Here is a 15,363-nt window from a genome sequence, read left to right as displayed (position 1 = left end):
CCTTCCGCTTATGAACATGGATTTGGTTGACTTCTTCCTCGAATCAAAAACGGTGCATCTTTCTATGAAAGAAGTAAAAACTTGGTTAGATCAATATTGGGAAAGATATAAATTCTATAGAGATCATTGGTCTTGTAGATTTTGCCCGACTGACCTGACTTTACCCTGCCTTTGTGATAAACCCGACCCCGAATATCTTTTTATTTGGATTTATGAACTTCTATACGACATTCAAAGGTTTCATAAACATGAAAGATATTTCGAAAAAGAAATGCTGGAATATGATCAAATTATGTATTCCGAAGTAGATCTTAAAATCTGGACTTACAGGAATGAAAACCTAGGTTTAAATACATTTGATTCATTCAATCACGACTATTTAGATTATGATTTTCATGACGCAGAAAAAGCTAATCTACGAGTTTTTGGTCCCAACAAGTTGATGCTAGATACAATCGTTAATATCATGAGAGAACAGCTAGGGAGAACTGGAGATAGAGTCGTCGAACATGAGATTTATATAAAGAGAGAGGATTTTAGAAACACCGTAAGATTTGTTCAAGTTTTTAATGAACTGTTTTTCAGAAGAAAAATCCTACCAGAACGATTAGAGGAATATTATAATATATTAATGTCTGACGAAGAGTAAGATAATCCACTCTTGGTCAGACATTATTTTAATTTAAACTTTGCGTACTTTAATAAATAATATGCAAAGATTTATTGTTTGATAAATTTCTCTGTATGAGTATAATTAGAAGGATAAGCTCCTACTTGCAACAACATCGGTCTTAAATTAAACTCAAAATCTAAAGCCTCAACTTTAGCATCTTTATTTAAGTGAAATTGCATAAACTCTTCACGCTGAGCTGGATTTTTCCAAACTGCTCTAAAAGTATCATAATGCCAATGTTCAAGTTTTGCTTCTAAGCCTTCTGTATCCCAAAAATGAAGTACTAAATCTTTTCCAACTTGCTTCACTTCTACTTTACCATAAGCCTGGGATCGATAAACACCAACATAATCTTCTAATTTCAAACTTGGTTTAGTTTTCTTAACTCTTGCTTGATGAATCTTATTTCTCTCTGCCATAGCATCATCATAACGTTTTTGATAAGATGCTAAATAACGCTGATTCCAATCTACTTCATTTCCTCCTAAATAAGCATCCATCACTTGATAAGCCACGGCATTTCCTAAGGAGTTAAATGTATTTCCAACGACTACAATTCCCAAATTAAGCTCTGGCATTAAATACATAGCTGTGTTAAATCCATCGGTAGCACCTCCATGTGTTAAAACTCTCTTTCCTTTATAGTCTAAAATATTCCAACCAAAACCATAAGAACTTTGTGGACTCATCGCATTATTGGGTCTATTTACCATTTGCGGTTTATGAATTTCATTCATCTGCTTACTCGAAACAATAGTTTTTCCCTTATAGTCTCCTGAAGTTCCTAACTGCATCATCATCCACTTATTCAAATCATTCACACTCGAGTTCACTCCACCTGCAGGTCCAGCATTGTCCCAGTTTCTTCTTTGAATTCGCACAACTTTGCCTTCAATTTCTTGGTGAGGATAAGCTTGATTATCATTCAGTTTTATTTGAGAAATACTCGTAGTGGTTGAATTCATTTCTAAAGGAGCGAAAAGTTTTTCTGTCAAAAACTCATCCCAAGTTCTGCCGTCTGTATGCTCAATGATTTGTCCTGCAAGAGAATACATCACATTATTATAAACAAATTCAGATCTAAATGGTTTTTCTAGATCCATAAATCTCATTTGATAAAGCACACTATCTCTAGGGCTAGCCGTCATAAATTGCAATCTATTCCCTAATTTTCTTCCTAAACCAACTTGGTGTGTCAAAGCATCTCTAATTGTCATTTCTCGCGTCACCCAAGGATCTTGCATTTGAAACCAAGGAATATGCTGCGTAATTTTATCATCCCAATCAATAACTCCTTCATCCACTAAAATACCCAATGCAGCGGCCGTCATATTCTTGCTGACCGAGGCAATACTAAAAATCGTGTTGGCATCTACAGCTTCTCCACTCCCCAATTCTTTTTCACCAAATCCATTGGCATAAATTACTTCGCCATCTTTTACGACTCCAATGGCCATTCCAGGGATTTTCCAATCCTTTTGTGCAGATTTAACCCAATTATCGAAGTTTTCGGGCAGCGATTGAGCAAATGCTGGTGAAAATAAGCTTCCAACAAATACAATCAACAAAGCAGTTATTAACTCTGAATGTTTTCTCATCATGTTTTAATTTATTTAGCTCAAATATAATGAGAAGTTTAGACTATGGATTTTAAGTGTATTTCTGCATGACCTTAAAAGCCTAAAGTGATTCAATTTGAGGAGCTTTGGTTTATTTAAAGTTTAAAATAGACGAAAATTCAAAACATGTTTTCAATTTTTCAATTGTAAGATTAGAGTCAATGAAAAAATTAAGTTCTTAAGTTCAAATTGCAAATCAAAAATATAAGATTTAACTTTGCAGCTGTAAATGAAACATTTAAACAACATATTACGTCTTCCTTATTTCAGCACTTATTATGCTATCATAATCCCTGCTCGGAAGGCGCATGTGTATACTTTAAATTTAATTTAAGATATCAAAAACACATTATAACCTAAAGCCCGAGCAATTGCTCGGGCTTTTTTATTTCAACAAAATCAAAATGGAAACATTACAAATCTTAAAAGAAAATGTAGAAATTATTCTTCCTGAAAATGGACTAGAAGAAAAATTGGCTTTGGCCCAAAAAGAGAATCGTAAGCTTAATATTAAACTCGGTTTTGACCCAACTGCGCCGGATTTACATTTGGGTCATGCTGTTGTACTTAAAAAGTTAAAGCAATTTCAAGATTTAGGACATCAAATTGTGATTTTAGTAGGGAATTTCACTGCTAGAATTGGTGATCCAACTGGTAAAAATAAAAGTAGAAAACCACTTTCTGCCGAAGAAGTTCAACACAATGCGCAAACTTATTTAAACCAACTTTCAAAGATTTTGGATATTAAAAAAGTAAAGATTGTGTTTAACTCTGATTGGTTAGATCAACTTTCTTTTACGGATATTATTCAAATTTTATCTAAAGTGACGGTAGCGCAACTAATGCACCGAAACGACTTTAATAAGCGATTTACAGAAAATACGCCTATTGCCATGCATGAACTGGTTTACCCTATTCTTCAAGCTTATGATTCGGTAGAAATAAAAGCTGATATTGAAATGGGCGGAACCGATCAATTGTTTAATAGCACCATGGGAAGACAACTCCAAGAAACATTTGAAATGAATCCACAAACGGTGATGTGTATGCCTTTGTTAAAGGGATTGGATGGAAAAGAAAAAATGAGTAAATCATTGAATAACATCATCGGCTTAACAGATGAGCCGAATGATATGTTCGGGAAAACCATGTCGATTCCAGATAGTTTGATCGAGGAATTTCTTGATTTAGCCACTGATTTTTCTATTGATATTAAAAATGAAATAAAGACACGTTTAAACTCAAGTGAAAACCCTATGAATATTAAAAAAGTGATTGCTAAAAATATTATTTCGCAATATCATAATGAAGATGAAGCAAACAAAGCAGAAGAATTCTTTGAAAATCAATTTCAAAATAAAAAGTTTGATGAAAAGAGCTTTGATCCTATTTCTATAAAAACTTTAAACGCTCAGAATTCAAGTTTAACTTTAGTTGACTTAAGTTTTCAATTAAAAGAAGGACAAACCAAATCTGCCATCCGAAGATTGATAGAAGGCGGCGGCGTTCGTATTAATGATGAAAAAATTCAAGATCCTTACACCAATATTAACTTGGAGGAAGGATTAAAAATCAAAATCGGGAAAAGAGACTTTTATGAATTGGTGAAATAACTCTGAAAACCGTTTACTTGAAACATTAATTTAAGTCAAAACAAGTATCAGGAATAATCCTAATCCAGACGTAAATTCCTCATTAATAAAATATTTCTTATATTAGGACTTATAAATTCAACTGCATCCTCTAACAAGAAAGGTGCAGTTTTTAATACATATTAATAATGAGAAAAATACTTTTGGGCATTTTTAGCATGGGTTTATTGGCATGTAACCAACCACAAGAACCAGTTGCAGTTCTAGAAAAGCGGATAGATAGCTTAGAAAATCAGTTGGAGAATTCCTATAAGCCTGGGTTTGGTGACTTTATGGGGTTCATTCAAACGCATCATGCTAAATTATGGTTCGCTGGTCAAAATGAAAATTGGGAACTTGCAGACTTCGAGCTTCATGAATTAGAAGAGGCAATTGATGACATTCAAGAGATTCATGCGACAAGAGAAGAAACTCAATACATTGATATGATTATCGAACCACTTGAAAAAGTAGAAGAGGCAGTTGAAAATAAAGATAAGGCAGCCTTTACACAAAGTTATCAGACTTTGACAAATACATGTAATCAATGTCATATTGCGGTAGATATGGAGTTTATTGAAATTAAGATTCCAGATTCACCACCTTTCACAAATCAAATCTTTACACCTAAAGAATAATTTAAAAAATTTAATTCCGACATTATATAAAAAAACGAAAACCGTCCCATAATGAGACGGTTTTCGTTTTTTATTTCCTAAAAGTAAATTGGGATTATTTAATTACAAATTTAAAAGACTTGATTTCTCCTTCAACTTTGATGTTCCCAATATAAACACCTGGTTTTAAACTATGTAAATTAACTCTAGCCTTATCTGATTTTACTTTCTTTTCAATTAACTGCTGACCTAGACTATTATAAATTATAAGTTCATCAATCGATCTAGAATGCTCAACAAATAGTTGATTGTCATGAACTACATGATTAAACTTAGTTCCCGTAAGATCTTGTACAACTAATGTTTCACAATCTCCATATAAAGAAACCATTGCATGCTCAAATCCTCCGATAGGCCAAGCAGGATTGTCTCCATTAATCCAAGATTCCGATTGGAAATCATAAAAATAGGTTGCATTTGCAGTATCAAATTCCGAAGTTACTTCTATATATGACATAGATTCTTGCTCGAAATCTATCATGATTCCAACCCAATAAGTAGTTTCTGTATCAGCATTTCCTACAAATTGAAAAGGAGTATTTAAGTCTAATGAAATAGTAGCATGATCTAAATTCGCATAATCCCCAAAAACATCAACTTCCACTTCGGAAATTTCTTGAGAACCTAACTCAGTTCCTGGCCCCATACCTGTATCTTCGTAAAAATAGATAGTCGCGCCTTCTACGGGCTTTCCAGGAGTAAGAATAGCATTAAAATTAAGTGAAGTTAAATTAAAAACCTGATTAGGTTGAAGAACAAAATCGCTAGCAAAGATATATTTATGCAATTCTCCCCAAGCATTTCCACCACCCTCTTGGACCTCAATGGCACATTCGTTTTCTTGCGCATTAAGTCCTAAGGACATAAAAATGGCAAAAATTAATAAAGTAAAGTTTCTCATCTATAATTTATTTTTTTTGATAAGACACGAATATATTTCTTTAAACTAAGAACGGCTAAAGATTTTGAATTATTTATTAAGGATAATATAGTATTTAGACTAGCTTTCAATTTATAAATTAATGTTTTAAAGTAAGTTTTTATATTCAAAAAAACCTCTTAAAACAAGCACTCAAACTACTAATTATCAAAATAATACAATTTAATCTGAACAAAATTTAGTTCTGATAAATCATTAAAGATTGAAATGTTAAATTATGTTGTTTTAACTTAATGACTTTTGTCTGTGGCACGGTCATTGAATTAACTACTGCGACGAATTAAATTGAGCTATAAATTCAATTTTAAGTCAAATTAAAATTAACCAAACAAAAAAATGAAAAAAACAATTTTATCATTCGCAGTGCTTTCAGCAATATTTTTAAGCTCTTGTAAAGAAGAAACTAAACAAGACGACATTATAGTTGAAACAGAAACTGTAGAAACAACAGACGAGGATATCGTTACAACTACTACTAAAAACAAAGACGGTAAGGAGATTGAAATCACTTTTAACAACACTGCAGGAACTGCTACAGTGAACTATGAAGGTGAGACAGTTGAATTACAACAAGAAAAATCTGCTTCTGGATTCTGGTATAAAAATGATACTTATGAATTAATAGGTAAAGGAAATAATGTTGATTTCTCTAAAGACGGTGAAGTTATCTTCAGTCATGCAGACGAGATTATCACAACTGAATACGCTAACGATGCTGGTGATACACTACATTTAGAAGTAAATAGTGCAGACAATTCAGCTAAAGCATATTTGAATGGTGGTGATCAAATCGATTTAGAAGGTCAAAAAGCTGCCTCTGGTACTTGGTATAAAAACGACCAATATGAGTTAAGAGGGAAAGGTGAAAAACTTGAATTGAAAAAAGACGGAGAAGTAATTTTCAAAAACTAATATTTAGCAACTAACTAACTAGCTAACTTAAATCCTCAGAATTATTTCTGAGGATTTTTTTTTAATATAAAATTAATATAGCTTATTAGGCAAGTAAATTCATTTTCATTATATTAGTAAATAGTTTTTTATATATAATTTATAGTACAACGTGTAATAAATGGAAAACCTTAAGATTTATCAGAAAGTAAATCAACATGAGAGCAGTTTGAGTTTTGGAATCTCTAAGATGGAGGATATCTACGAAAAACGTAATGGTAAAGTAGATGAACCACATCGTCATGATTATTATACGGTACTTATTATTATTAAGGCTAAGGGAAAACATAAAATTGACTTTAATACCTACGATTTAGCAGCCTCTCAAATATATTTTGTAGCGCCCGGCCAGGTGCATCAGGTAATTGAATCAGAAAAGTCATTTGGATATTCAATGGTTTTTTCAAACCAGTTTTTAATCGAAAGTTCCATTTCTCTCAGCTTTATAGAAAGATTGAAACTATTCGATAACTATGGTCAGAGTCCACCTTTAGAACCAAATCCATCACAATTTGAAAACATTCTTGGTTTTGCTGAGGAAATTCACAAACTATATCACAGCGATGCCCATATGCGATACTTATCTATTGGAGCTTATTTAAAACTTCTATTGATTGAGTGCAATAATATCTGTTCTATCAATCCAGAAGATAGCGAACTTGATAGTCCAGCGAATAAAATTATTAGAGATTTTAAAACTACGGTGGATTTAAATTACAAAAAGGAACACTCTACGTCCTTTTATGCGCAAGAGTTATTTATTACTCCAGATCATTTAAATAGAACCATCAAAGAGAAGATGGGGAAAACGGCTAAGGAGTATATTATGGCAAGAATTACAACCGAAGCCAAAAGACTATTATATTTTACTGATTTAACCAATAAAGAAATTGCTTATGAATTAGGTTTTAATGACCCTGGAAATTTTAGTGCTTTTTTCAAGAAAAACACCCAAATATCGCCCTCTAGCTTCAAATCTAAAGAAAAAATAAAATAATGTCGGAAATTTACAAGACTATCTCATTTTTTCATATTCCACAGAACTTAGAATAGTTAGACCTTTGTAGTATACAAAAAGCAAGAGATGTGAATCGTAAAAAATTTATCAAAAACCTTGTTTTAACAAGTAAATGGGATAACATATTCCAAGCTTATTAAAACAAATTGAGATTAAATTTAAAATCTACTTTCGGTTCATTAAGAGAAAAAAAGTAGTGATAAAGTTAGAGAAAAATAAAATATACAACTATGAAAACAATAATTCACAAAGCAGACTCAAGAGGTAAAGCAGATCACGGATGGTTACATTCACACCACACATTTAGTTTTGCTAATTACTACAATCCAGAAAGAATGAACTTCGGTGTTCTTCGTGTATTAAACGATGACCGAGTAGCTCCAGGAATGGGCTTTGGAACGCACCCACATGCTAATATGGAGATTGTTTCTATTCCTTTAGAAGGTGACTTAGAGCACAAAGATAGTATGGGGAACACTACTGTTATTAGAGAAGGTGATGTTCAAGTAATGAGCGCTGGTACAGGAGTTCAACACTCAGAATACAACCATAGCAAAAAAGAAGAAGTTAAGTTCTTACAAATTTGGGTAATCCCTAATAAACAAGATGTTGAGCCAAGATATGATCAAGTATCTATCAGAGATATCCAAAAAGATAATGAATTTTATCAAATTCTATCTCCTAACCAAGGTGAATCAGGAGTTTGGGTACATCAAGATGCATGGTTCCACTTAGGAAAATTCACCAAAGGAAATTCAGACACCTATAATATCAAAAAAGAAGGAAATGGCGTTTATGCATTTATCTTAGAAGGTGAAGTAGAAATCAACGGAGAGAAACTATCTAGACGTGATGGAATGGGAATTTGGGATACAGATAGCTTTGAAGTAAAAGCTTCAGACGATGCTAGAGTTCTTTTAATGGAAGTTCCAATGAGTTTAGAAGCATAAAATTAGAAATACATAAAACAACAAAAAATAATTATTAATTTATAAAAATTTACAAAAATGAAAAATACAAACTGGACATTAGACACCGTACACTCAGAAATCTCTTTCAAAGTTAAACACATGATGATTTCAACTGTAACTGGACATTTCGAAGATTTCCAAGCTACTGCTAAAACAGAAGGTGACGATTTCAAAAATGCAGATTTTAACTTCTCTGCTAAAACTGAATCTATCAACACTAAAAACAAAGATAGAGACGCTCACTTGAGATCAGATGATTTCTTTAACACAGAGCAATTCCCAGAAATGACATTCGTTTCTAAATCATTCGACGGTGATAAATTAGTTGGTGATTTAACCATCAGAGACGTAACTAAAGAAATTACTTTAGACGCAGATTTCAACGGTGTTGCAGTAGATCCTTACGGACAAACTAAAGCAGGTATCGAAGCTAAAGGAGAAATCAACAGAAAAGATTTCAACTTAACTTGGGGAGCTGTAACTGAAGCTGGTAGTGTAGTAGTTTCTGATAAAGTTAGATTAGTAATCGACTTACAGTTTACTAAAGAGGCTTAATTAAAACTAAGTTCATAACATAAATATTCTAAAGGGGTGAATTTGATTCATCCCTTTTTTATGGATTATATTTTAGGATTGAGTTTCGCACTAAAATCAATTTTCAATCCATCTGCCAACTATGTTTGATTTCAATAAAAGGTCAATTTTCAACATAAAACTTAATAATTTAAGCTTAAGAGAAGCTTTAAAATTATTCTAAACAAACATTATTTTTTATAAAACGATTGATTTTAGCTAGTATTTTATTTAAGTTTATAGCTTCAAATCAAATCATTATAAACTTATATTTATGAGAAAACCTTTCCTGTATTTGGCTTTGGCGCTTTCGTCATGCGCATTAATAAATGCACAATCGGTAGAAGAATTAAGAAGCGAAATCGAAGCTTTGAAGCAAGAAAATCAAATCCTACAAAACAAAGCCGATTTTTGTGACTTATATTCTAAATCAGATGAAATAACGGTAAAAAGCTTTCACAAGGATTATGAAATGAAAGTTATCGAGGTTAAAGGGAATAAGAACGATCAAACGGTTGAAGTCATTTTTACTATGAAACACCAGTTGCCCAATCAAAAAGTTGATTCAGGCACACCTTTAATTCAAGCATATGATGAAATGGGTAAATCTTATCCTGTTAAATCCTTATTTAATTCTCGATTTAAATACGTAAATCTGGATGTTCCTTATAATCAATTACTACAAAACAGTATTGTTTTTAGAAATGTTTTACCCAACATCGATCGCTTAAGTAAAATAGTTGGGACAATCACAACTTCCAATCTAGATGGAGGAGATAATAAACATAAGGCCAATTTTGAGTTCTTAAATCTAGTAATCGATTGGGAATAATTAAATTAAGACAAAATAAAAGGACAGTTTAAAATTTAAACTGTCCTTTATAATTTTATATAAATCCTATCCTATTCCCTACCAAAAGCTTGTAAAATAGGATTAATTCTATCTTTTCTAATTTCTCTATCCAAAATTTCAGGGTATTTGCCACTTGCTATTCCACGCTGTAAAATAACTTGAATAAATCTATCTTCTCGTGTCTTTTGTGGATCGAATCTATCTTTTAAATTTATACTGAAAGCACCACCTGCTGCATTCCAAAGAAAAGCATTCATTCCACCACGTAGCTCTTTAATCATATCATATGTGGTAATCTTAGTTTCTTTTTCAATCAATCGTGTCATAATCTGGCCTCTAGAGGTCGTCATATTCTTCAATTTACTTTCATACTCATCTGCTAGGGCTTGATAGTGCTCATTAATGTATTTCTTTCTATCGCGTTTATTTTCAATTTTACGCGCAGAATCTTTTACAAAATAATATTCATAAACTGCCTTTTGCACAAATGGATATACATCATCTACCCTCTTCTCTAGCCATAGATAATATTTCTTTTCGTCATCAGTTTTTAAATTCAAAGCATAAGCCTTCGTATCATCTAACTGAATCCTTTCGTGATAATTCCAATCCACCGAATCAATCTGATGATCAGAGATCTCTGACTGAAAATTCATATCATTTTTATCCTCAATCTGCCCAAATACCAGCTGGGCTAATAAAGACAGCCCAATAAAACCAATATATTTCATACTTCATCAAAGACAAATATTGTACCCAATTTCTTAATTTTACATCTTATGGATATTAAAATGAAAGATAAGTTTTATAAAAAGAAATCATTGAAATTTCTTGAGGATTATTTAAATGTAGCTTCCCCCACAGGATATGAGTCTTCGGGCCAAAAACTTTGGATGGATTATATTCAACCTTATGTAGACGAAGTTCGTACGGATAACTACGGAACTGCTTATGGTATCATCAATCCAGAGGCAGAATACAAGGTAGTGATTGAGGCACATGCAGACGAAATTTCTTGGTATGTGAACTACATTACCGATAATGGGTTAATTTACGTCATTAGAAATGGTGGTTCTGACCATATGATTGCTCCCTCTAAACGTGTCAATATTCATACTAAGAAAGGCATTATAGAAGGTGTATTTGGTTGGCCAGCTATTCATACAAGAATTGGTCAAGAAAAAGAGGAAACCCCAAAAGTTGAATCCATTTGGATTGATGTAGGAGCCAAAGACAAAGAAGAAGTAGAAAAATTAGGTATTCACGTAGGTTGTGTAATTACCTATCCAGACGAGTTCCATGTATTAAATGATAACTATTTTGTTTGTCGTGCTTTAGACAATAGAATCGGTGGGTTTATGATTGCAGAAGTTGCTCGTTTAATTTCGGAAAATAAAGACAAAATTGACTTTGGCGTTTACTTCACGAATTCTGTTCAGGAAGAAGTTGGTTTAAATGGGGCAAGAATGATTACAGAAACCATTAAACCTAATGTTGCTATCGTTACAGATGTTACGCACGATACAACAACACCTATGATGGATAAGAAGAAAGAAGGTGAATTAGCATGTTCAAAAGGACCTGTAATCGCTTATGCTCCTGCAGTTCATAATTTATTACGCGAATTAATCATTGAAACTGCGGAAAATGATAATATTCCATTCCAAAGATCTGCTATTTCACGCGCGACAGGTACAGATACTGATGCTTTTGCTTATAGTAATGGCGGTGTTCCATCTGCATTGATTAGTTTACCTTTAAGATATATGCACACTACTGTTGAAATGGTACATAAAGATGATGTTAAAAATTTAATTAACTTAATTTATAAGTCAGTTTTAAAATTAAAAAACAACCAAAGTTTTAATTATTTCGATAAATAATTAAAGTTAAAAATGTTTAAATAGAAAAAGCTCGGGATATCCCGAGCTTTTGTTTTTTTATGTAATTAAAAGATTATCTTCTTCCCATTACTGCTCTATAAATAAGCAATAACACAAGAGCTCCACCGATTGCAATCAGAAGACTAGAAATGTTAAATCCATCAACATCTACACCTAATAGCATAGACCCTAGCCATCCTCCTAGCATTGCTCCTAAGATACCAACTACGATTGAACCAATCCATCCTCCTGGATCTGGACCAGGTGAAATCATTTTAGCAACTGCTCCCGCAATTAAACCGAATAATAGCCATAATAAAATTCCCATAATAAATAAATTTTAATGATTTATGTCATATAAACTTACAAATAGGATTCCAAACTATCACAATTTCAAAAAAACTTTAACATTTGCCTAAATTAATTTCTTAACATTCTTCTATCTTTGCATAAATCAATAGAAAATTATGACACTAATTAAATCAATATCAGGTATTCGAGGAACTATTGGAGGTGCGGTTGGAGACAATCTTACACCAGTGGATACAGTTAAATTTGCAGCCGCTTATGGTACGTGGCTAAAAAATAACTCTGGAAAAGACAAAACCTTAGTCGTTATCGGTAGAGATGCAAGGATTTCTGGTGAAATGGTTAATAAATTAGTGACTTCAACCCTAACTGCATTAGGAATTGACGTAATTGATTTTGGTCTTTCTACTACGCCAACCATTGAAATGATGGTAACAGAATATCAAGCAGATGGTGGTATTATACTTACAGCTAGTCACAATCCAAAACAATGGAACGCGCTGAAATTATTAAATAATAAAGGTGAGTTTGTTTCTGGAAAAGATGGTGAAGAGATTTTAGACATTGCCGAGAACGAAGCTTTTGACTTTGTTGAAGTTGATGACTTAGGTGAATACACTGAAGATTCAACTGGAATTGAAAAACACATTGCTAAAATATTAGAGCATCCTTTAGTTGATATTGATAAAATTAAAGCAGCCGGCTTTAAAGTAGCCATAGATGCTGTGAACTCGACGGGAGGAATCTCTATTCCACCTTTATTAGACGAATTAGGTGTTTCTTACACTAAATTGTATTGTGAACCAACGGGACATTTTCCGCACAATCCAGAGCCTTTAAAGGAGCATTTAACAGAGATTTCTGCTAAAGTAGTAGAAGACAAAGCCGATTTTGGAATTGTAGTAGACCCAGACGTAGATCGTTTAGCCTTAATTTCTGAAGACGGTGAAATGTTTGGCGAAGAATATACTTTGGTTGCTGTTGCTGATTATGTTTTAGGTAAAGTTAAAAGTCCTACGGTTTCTAACCTTTCTTCATCTCGCGCACTTAGAGATATTGCACAAAAGCACGGACAAGAATATTTCCCATCGGCAGTTGGTGAAGTAAATGTAGTTGAGAAAATGAAAGAAGTTGGAGCTAGAATCGGTGGCGAAGGAAATGGAGGTATTATCTTCGGTGATTTGCATTACGGAAGAGATTCATTAATCGGTATTGCTTTATTTTTAACGCATTTAGCAGAGAAAAAACTAAAAGTTAGCGAACTTAGAGCTGAGTATCCTTCCTATTTTATGAGCAAAAATAAAATTCAATTAACTCCAGAAATTGATGTGGATGATTTATTGAAGAAGGTTGAAAAGCATTATGCTGATCAAGAAGTAAACACGATTGACGGTGTTAAAATTGATTTCCCTACTGAATGGGTACATTTACGTAAATCGAATACAGAGCCTATCATTCGTGTGTATACTGAAAGCACGAGTCAAGAAGAGGCTGATGAATTAGCTAATAAAATGATTACTATTGTTAAGTCTTTAATATAAAATAGTTTAGATTAACTTTAAACATTAAAATAAATGAAAGGAGCAAGAATTAAATTTCTGCTCCTTTTTTCTTTTTTAAAGCTTTAAATAATCTTTCTAAAATCTAAAGCATTTGCTATCTTTGGGCAACAAAAAAATACATATGAAATTTTTTATCGACACAGCCAATTTAGCGCAAATTAAGGAAGCTCAAGACTTGGGTATCTTGGATGGTGTTACTACCAATCCTTCACTAATGGCGAAGGAAGGAATCACTGGAAAAGAAAATATCATCAACCACTACAAAGCAATTTGCGAACTAGTTGACGGTGATGTTAGTGCTGAGGTTATTTCTACAGACTTCGAAAACATGGTGAAAGAAGGAGAAGAATTAGCAGCACTACACGAGCAAATTGTTGTTAAGGTTCCAATGATTAAAGAAGGAATCAAGGCTATTAACTATTTTTCTAAAAAAGGAATTAGAACGAACTGTACTTTAGTATTTTCAGCAGGTCAAGCCCTATTAGCAGCAAAAGCAGGAGCTACTTATGTTTCTCCATTCATCGGAAGATTGGATGATATCTCAACCAATGGTTTGAATCTAATCGAAGAGATTAGAACAGTATATGACAACTATTTATTTGAAACTCAAATCTTAGCTGCATCTGTTCGTCACCCAATGCATATCAACGAATGTGCACTAATCGGTGCTGATGTTGTTACAGCTCCATTAAGCGCAATTACAGCTTTATTAAAACACCCTCTTACTGATAGTGGTTTAGAGCAATTTTTAGCGGATTATAACAAAGGAAACAAGTAATTAATACTTAATTTATAATAATAAAACAGCCAATTCTTCTGAATTGGCTGTTTTTATTTTCTTTAGTTGCTAAGATTTAATCAATCATCAAAATGAGCATCTTTGCTATAAATATTTTGATGTTTAATGGTTTCTAAATCCTTAGGATTATAAGGAATATTAGCTAAAATATATTCAATTGCTTTTATTCTTGCACTTGTTTTTCGATTGGCCTTAATAATTTTCCAAGGCACAAACTCTTGTGTTTTTTCGAACATTCTTTCCTTGTACTTTGTATATTCATCCCATAGTTCTAATGCTTTAGCGTCCACTTCACTGTACTTCCATTTTTTTGTTGGATTATTCAAAATATCCTTAAATCTTCTGGCTTGTTCGTTTTTGGTTATTGAGAAATACATCTTGAGCAAAATAATATCTGATTGCAGCATCATTTTCTCTACATCATTCACTTGATCCATAAAAATCTCATACTGTTCTTGGGTGCAAAATCCGTTCACAGGCTCTACGACAGCACGATTGTACCAGCTTCGGTCAAAGAATACAATCTCCCCTTTTCTCGGCAGTTGCTGAATATACCTTTGAAAGTACCACTGTCCCTCTTCTATTTCATCTGGTTTAGGTAAAGCCACAACTCTTCTCTCTCGTGGAGGCAAATGTTCAACTACTCTACGAATAGCTCCACCCTTTCCTGCTGCATCTCGACCTTCGAATATAATTACTACCTTCTTGTTTTCAGCTACAATCCATTGCTGCATTTTTAGCAGTTCCTCCTGAAGTTTTTTAATTCTCTTTTCGTATTTAACATACCTCAAAGCACGCTTAGGATTAATCCTTTGATCGTTTAACAAAGACATTAGACCACTCTTAGTTTGTAGTAATTTTAAATCCTTCTCGCTAATATCAAAATTATTTTTACTCATACTTC

16 protein-coding genes are annotated in these 15,363 nt (G+C 32.9%); 11 read left to right on the top strand and 5 right to left on the bottom strand.

Going from position 1 to position 15,363, the window contains the following annotated elements:
- Nucleotides 1-10 precede the first annotated feature (10 nt).
- Nucleotides 11-649, top strand: coding sequence for a hypothetical protein (locus NLM59_RS06770; protein ID WP_304417004.1), 639 nt, complete (start codon nucleotides 11-13; stop codon nucleotides 647-649).
- 71 nt (nucleotides 650-720) lie between these two features.
- Here the strand turns inward: NLM59_RS06770 and NLM59_RS06765 are convergent, their stop codons facing one another.
- Nucleotides 721-2,274 (bottom strand): serine hydrolase, encoded by a 1,554-nt coding sequence (locus NLM59_RS06765; RefSeq protein ID WP_304417003.1) that lies wholly within the window; start codon nucleotides 2,272-2,274, stop codon nucleotides 721-723.
- Nucleotides 2,275-2,696: 422 nt separating this feature from the next.
- Here NLM59_RS06765 and tyrS point away from each other — a divergent pair, with 422 nt between their 5' ends.
- Nucleotides 2,697-3,905 carry a tyrosine--tRNA ligase gene (gene tyrS / locus NLM59_RS06760; protein WP_304417002.1) on the top strand — a complete coding sequence of 403 codons (1,209 nt, stop codon included), beginning with the start codon at nucleotides 2,697-2,699 and terminating at the stop codon, nucleotides 3,903-3,905.
- Between the two features lie 167 nt (nucleotides 3,906-4,072).
- Nucleotides 4,073-4,561, top strand: a complete 489-nt coding sequence (locus tag NLM59_RS06755; protein WP_304417001.1) for a hypothetical protein — start codon at nucleotides 4,073-4,075, stop codon at nucleotides 4,559-4,561.
- A 94-nt stretch (nucleotides 4,562-4,655) separates the two neighbouring features.
- Here the strand turns inward: NLM59_RS06755 and NLM59_RS06750 are convergent, their stop codons facing one another.
- Nucleotides 4,656-5,501: a T9SS type A sorting domain-containing protein gene (locus NLM59_RS06750; protein ID WP_304417000.1), complete on the bottom strand. Its 846-nt coding sequence runs from the start codon at nucleotides 5,499-5,501 to the stop codon at nucleotides 4,656-4,658.
- 375 nt (nucleotides 5,502-5,876) lie between these two features.
- Between NLM59_RS06750 and NLM59_RS06745 the strand changes: the two genes are divergently transcribed.
- The 5 genes from NLM59_RS06745 (at nucleotide 5,877) to NLM59_RS06725 (ending at nucleotide 9,885) form a co-directional block, all read left to right on the top strand.
- On the top strand, nucleotides 5,877-6,452 hold the full coding sequence (locus NLM59_RS06745) for an MliC family protein (protein ID WP_304416999.1): 576 nt from the start codon (nucleotides 5,877-5,879) through the stop codon (nucleotides 6,450-6,452).
- 160 nt (nucleotides 6,453-6,612) lie between these two features.
- Nucleotides 6,613-7,488, top strand: coding sequence for an AraC family transcriptional regulator (locus NLM59_RS06740; protein WP_304416998.1), 876 nt, complete (start codon nucleotides 6,613-6,615; stop codon nucleotides 7,486-7,488).
- Between the two features lie 251 nt (nucleotides 7,489-7,739).
- Nucleotides 7,740-8,459: a pirin family protein gene (locus tag NLM59_RS06735; RefSeq protein ID WP_304416997.1), complete on the top strand. Its 720-nt coding sequence runs from the start codon at nucleotides 7,740-7,742 to the stop codon at nucleotides 8,457-8,459.
- A gap of 57 nt (nucleotides 8,460-8,516) precedes the next feature.
- On the top strand, nucleotides 8,517-9,035 hold the full coding sequence (locus NLM59_RS06730) for a YceI family protein (RefSeq protein ID WP_304416996.1): 519 nt from the start codon (nucleotides 8,517-8,519) through the stop codon (nucleotides 9,033-9,035).
- Nucleotides 9,036-9,327: 292 nt separating this feature from the next.
- Complete coding sequence (locus tag NLM59_RS06725; RefSeq protein WP_304416995.1) at nucleotides 9,328-9,885, top strand: hypothetical protein; 558 nt, start codon at nucleotides 9,328-9,330, stop codon at nucleotides 9,883-9,885.
- A gap of 71 nt (nucleotides 9,886-9,956) precedes the next feature.
- Here NLM59_RS06725 and NLM59_RS06720 read toward each other — a convergent pair whose 3' ends face one another.
- Entirely contained in the window at nucleotides 9,957-10,637 is a 681-nt protein-coding gene (locus NLM59_RS06720; protein WP_304416994.1) for a DUF4294 domain-containing protein, read from the bottom strand.
- A gap of 60 nt (nucleotides 10,638-10,697) precedes the next feature.
- Between NLM59_RS06720 and NLM59_RS06715 the strand changes: the two genes are divergently transcribed.
- Nucleotides 10,698-11,789 (top strand): M42 family metallopeptidase, encoded by a 1,092-nt coding sequence (locus NLM59_RS06715; RefSeq protein WP_456238418.1) that lies wholly within the window; start codon nucleotides 10,698-10,700, stop codon nucleotides 11,787-11,789.
- Nucleotides 11,790-11,862: 73 nt separating this feature from the next.
- On the opposite strand, the gene NLM59_RS06710 is transcribed toward NLM59_RS06715, so the two are convergent.
- A complete protein-coding gene (locus NLM59_RS06710) occupies nucleotides 11,863-12,117 on the bottom strand; it encodes a GlsB/YeaQ/YmgE family stress response membrane protein (RefSeq protein ID WP_304416992.1) in 255 nt (84 codons plus the stop codon).
- A gap of 139 nt (nucleotides 12,118-12,256) precedes the next feature.
- On the opposite strand from NLM59_RS06710, the gene glmM reads away from it, so the two are divergent.
- Together glmM and fsa are read left to right on the top strand one after the other, a co-directional pair.
- Nucleotides 12,257-13,639 carry a phosphoglucosamine mutase gene (gene glmM / locus NLM59_RS06705; protein ID WP_304416991.1) on the top strand — a complete coding sequence of 461 codons (1,383 nt, stop codon included), beginning with the start codon at nucleotides 12,257-12,259 and terminating at the stop codon, nucleotides 13,637-13,639.
- Nucleotides 13,640-13,781: 142 nt separating this feature from the next.
- Nucleotides 13,782-14,438, top strand: coding sequence for a fructose-6-phosphate aldolase (gene fsa, locus NLM59_RS06700; RefSeq protein WP_304416990.1), 657 nt, complete (start codon nucleotides 13,782-13,784; stop codon nucleotides 14,436-14,438).
- 80 nt (nucleotides 14,439-14,518) lie between these two features.
- On the opposite strand, the gene ppk2 is transcribed toward fsa, so the two are convergent.
- A complete protein-coding gene (ppk2, locus tag NLM59_RS06695) occupies nucleotides 14,519-15,358 on the bottom strand; it encodes a polyphosphate kinase 2 (RefSeq protein ID WP_304416989.1) in 840 nt (279 codons plus the stop codon).
- Nucleotides 15,359-15,363: the final 5 nt, after the last annotated feature.

Source organism: Profundicola chukchiensis, from assembly GCF_029664245.1.
In the GTDB taxonomy this organism is placed as follows: domain Bacteria; phylum Bacteroidota; class Bacteroidia; order Flavobacteriales; family Weeksellaceae; genus Profundicola; species Profundicola chukchiensis.
This window is presented reverse-complemented; position numbering and strand designations above follow the sequence as displayed.

Bases quoted from the DNA above. Each gene is read 5' to 3' on its own strand.
- NLM59_RS06770 (WP_304417004.1), top strand. From the start codon at position 11: ATGAACATGGATTTGGTTGACTTCTTCCTCGAATCAAAAACGGTGCAT.
- NLM59_RS06765 (WP_304417003.1), bottom strand. From the start codon at position 2,274: ATGATGAGAAAACATTCAGAGTTAATAACTGCTTTGTTGATTGTATTT.
- tyrS (WP_304417002.1), top strand. From the start codon at position 2,697: ATGGAAACATTACAAATCTTAAAAGAAAATGTAGAAATTATTCTTCCT.
- NLM59_RS06755 (WP_304417001.1), top strand. From the start codon at position 4,073: ATGAGAAAAATACTTTTGGGCATTTTTAGCATGGGTTTATTGGCATGT.
- NLM59_RS06750 (WP_304417000.1), bottom strand. From the start codon at position 5,501: ATGAGAAACTTTACTTTATTAATTTTTGCCATTTTTATGTCCTTAGGA.
- NLM59_RS06745 (WP_304416999.1), top strand. From the start codon at position 5,877: ATGAAAAAAACAATTTTATCATTCGCAGTGCTTTCAGCAATATTTTTA.
- NLM59_RS06740 (WP_304416998.1), top strand. From the start codon at position 6,613: ATGGAAAACCTTAAGATTTATCAGAAAGTAAATCAACATGAGAGCAGT.
- NLM59_RS06735 (WP_304416997.1), top strand. From the start codon at position 7,740: ATGAAAACAATAATTCACAAAGCAGACTCAAGAGGTAAAGCAGATCAC.
- NLM59_RS06730 (WP_304416996.1), top strand. From the start codon at position 8,517: ATGAAAAATACAAACTGGACATTAGACACCGTACACTCAGAAATCTCT.
- NLM59_RS06725 (WP_304416995.1), top strand. From the start codon at position 9,328: ATGAGAAAACCTTTCCTGTATTTGGCTTTGGCGCTTTCGTCATGCGCA.
- NLM59_RS06720 (WP_304416994.1), bottom strand. From the start codon at position 10,637: ATGAAATATATTGGTTTTATTGGGCTGTCTTTATTAGCCCAGCTGGTA.
- NLM59_RS06715 (WP_456238418.1), top strand. From the start codon at position 10,698: ATGAAAGATAAGTTTTATAAAAAGAAATCATTGAAATTTCTTGAGGAT.
- NLM59_RS06710 (WP_304416992.1), bottom strand. From the start codon at position 12,117: ATGGGAATTTTATTATGGCTATTATTCGGTTTAATTGCGGGAGCAGTT.
- glmM (WP_304416991.1), top strand. From the start codon at position 12,257: ATGACACTAATTAAATCAATATCAGGTATTCGAGGAACTATTGGAGGT.
- fsa (WP_304416990.1), top strand. From the start codon at position 13,782: ATGAAATTTTTTATCGACACAGCCAATTTAGCGCAAATTAAGGAAGCT.
- ppk2 (WP_304416989.1), bottom strand. From the start codon at position 15,358: ATGAGTAAAAATAATTTTGATATTAGCGAGAAGGATTTAAAATTACTA.